Source organism: Bradyrhizobium sp. (genome assembly GCF_017881085.1).
GTDB lineage: Bacteria > Pseudomonadota > Alphaproteobacteria > Rhizobiales > Xanthobacteraceae > Bradyrhizobium.
Genome location: NZ_JADGRI010000480.1, coordinates 1 through 2795 on the forward strand (window position 1 = coordinate 1; position 2795 = coordinate 2795).

The window sequence follows — 2795 nt, forward strand, 5'->3', positions numbered from 1 at the left end:
CCGCTCCGATGCACTGCGCGCGCTTCTGCTGCGCAATCAGATCGCCACCTTCGACGAAATGAAGCAAGCCCTCGGCAACCCCGTCGACGTCACCGTCTTCCGCAAGCTCAAACCACTGGATTACCTCAGCAGCTACTCCCATCGTGGCCGATTCTATACGCTCCGCGAAATCGCCCGCTTTGACGACCATGGACTGTGGTCGCAGGCTGACGTCTGGTTCTCGCGCTCCGGCACGCTGCTGGCCACTGCCGAAGTGTTCGTCAATCGTTCCCCACGTGGTGTCTTCGCCGATGAACTGGCGCGCGCCTTGCACGTCGAAGTGCAAGACGCACTGCATCAGTTGACGCAGCAGCGACGCGTGTCTCGCGAGACGGTTTCCGGTCTCTACCTTTACACCGCCACTGACCGTGACATCCAGCGGGGCCAACTACTGACGCGCCGCACCGTGGAAGCCGTCCCCACTGTACCGGATGCGTCCGTGTTGGCGGTCTCCGAGGACGAATTGAAAGCCTCGATTCTCTTGTTCTACAGCTTGCTGGACGAGCAGCAACGCCGATTGTATGCCGGACTGGAGTCGCTGAAACTGGGCCGTGGTGGCGATCATCAACTGGCCGACTTCCTCGATCTTGATCCTCACACCGTGGCCCGCGGGAGACAGCAACTGTTAGCTCAGGACGTGGAAGTGGACCGCGCCCGCAGAACGGGCGGCGGGCGCAAGCCGGTGGAAAAAAAACGCCTGAAATAATCGATGCCATCGAGATTCTTCTGGAGCATGACACAGCCGGAGATCCCATCACCGGGCTGAAGTGGACCCGCAAGACCACCGAGAAGATCGCACAGGTTCTGCAAGAGATCGACATTCCGGTCTCGGCCAACACTGTCGCTCGTCTTTTGTACCAAATGGATTTCTCTTTGCGCGTCAATCGCAAACAGATCGCCACCAATTCCACCCCCTACCGCGATCAGCAGTTCCAGCATATCTGCTTGCTGCGGACTCGCTTCGAACGACAAGGTCTTCCCTTCATCAGCGTCGATAGCAAGAAACGCGAACTGATCGGCAATTTCAAGAACACCGGAGCCAAATGGGATCGCTCGCCCGTTCTGGTGAACGATCACGACTTCCCCTCCGATGCCAGCGGTGTCGGCATCTCCTACGGCATTTACGACCCGCCGCACAACCGCGGCACCGTCTGCGTCGGCATCTCACACGATACCGCAGCCTTCGCCGCCCACTCCATCGCTACCTGGTGGAAACGCGAAGGATCGCATCGCTGGGGCCGTGTTCCCAAGTTGCTGGTTCTGGCGGACTCAGGCGGCAGCAACAGTTGCCGTTCCTGGGTCTGGAAGACCGAACTTCAGGCGCAGGTGTGCAACGCATTCGGGTTCACGGTAACGATCGCACACTATCCCACCGGCGCTTCCAAATGGAATCCCATCGAGCATCGCCTGTTCTCAGAAATCTCGAAGAACTGGGCCGCCGAGCCACTGACCAGCTATGAAACCATGCTCAACTTCATTCGCACTACCAGTACCCAAACGGGCTTGGTGGTGACTGCCTATCTGGACCGAAAAGAGTATCCGACCGGCCTCAAACCGGACCCGGGCCTGATCTCCTCTCTCAGCCTCAAACACAGCGCCACCCTACCGAAATGGAACTACACCATTGCACCGAATCTGTGAAGTTAATCTTGAGTTGTCCCATAGTCTCCACCTGGAGGTACGCCTATGACAATGAACAGACGCCAATGGACCGCCGTGCCGGTAGCCTTCGCCGCCGCGGTGCGTCGCCCAGCGCTCATTTTGCTCGCGCTCGTGTTTCCGCTTGCCGTTGGCTCCCAGCAGCGAACTGGTTCGCCGCCATCGGTTAAGTCCGCGGCGCCGGGAACCGTAACGGCGAAGGTGGTCGAGGCGGCCAACCAGTTCCTGGTGACGCTCACCGACGCCGAGCGGTCCAAATGCACGTTCGGCTTCACGAGCAGCCAGCGGACCGGCTGGTCCAACCTTCCCACGGGAATCTTTCAGCGGAATGGCTTGCGCCTCGGCGACATGACGTCGCGGCAACGCGAGGCGGCGCTCGCGCTGGTTGCCGCAGCCCTCAGCCGCGAGGGCTACCAGAAGGTCACCGACATCATGAACGGCGATGAGGTCCTCAAGAACGCCGGAGGCGGCCGGACCGGTGGCCGCCAGGGAGGCGCAGGTACCGCGGCGGCAGGCCGACGCGGCGGCGGCGTTCGCTTCGGACTCGACGAGTACTACATTGCGCTCCTCGGAACCCCGTCGGCAACCGCGGCCTGGATGATTCAATTCGGCGGGCATCATCTCGCGATCAACGTCACGGTGGTCGGCCCGAACACAGTAATGACGCCCAGCCTGCCGGCCGCCCAGCCGGCGAAGTACATTCTGAACGGCCAGACCATTCGACCCCTCGGCCGTGAAAACGACAAGGGCTTTGCACTCATCAACGCGTTGAATGCCGCGCAACAGAAGCACGCCATCCTTAACTATGAAGTGCAGGATTTGGTGCTCGGGCCCGGCGCCGACGGAAAAGTGATCCAACCGGAAGGCATCCTCGCCTCGGATTTGGATGCGAATCAGCAGGCTCTGCTGCTCGACGTCGTGCACGAGTGGGTCGGCATCCTCAACGACGAAGCGGCAGCAGCGAAGATGGCGGAAATCAAAGCCAACCTGCCGAGAACCTACTTCGCCTGGAGCGGATCAACGAAAAACGGTGGTCTGGCGTACTACCGTATTCAGGGTCCCACGCTGATCATCGAGTATGCGCCGCAGCAGGGCGA

At 60.6% G+C, this 2795-nt stretch carries 2 protein-coding genes and 1 pseudogene; all 3 read left to right on the top strand.

Going from position 1 to position 2795, the window contains the following annotated elements:
• Nucleotides 1–745: pseudogene (locus QZ213_RS26915) on the top strand (hypothetical protein); the annotation flags it as partial.
• Nucleotides 746–753: 8 nt separating this feature from the next.
• Nucleotides 754–1680: an ISAzo13 family transposase gene (locus QZ213_RS26920; protein ID WP_291689088.1), complete on the top strand. Its 927-nt coding sequence runs from the start codon at nucleotides 754–756 to the stop codon at nucleotides 1678–1680.
• 45 nt (nucleotides 1681–1725) lie between these two features.
• The coding region (locus QZ213_RS26925) for a DUF3500 domain-containing protein (RefSeq protein ID WP_291689087.1) at nucleotides 1726–2795 on the top strand (1070 nt) is incomplete at its 3' end.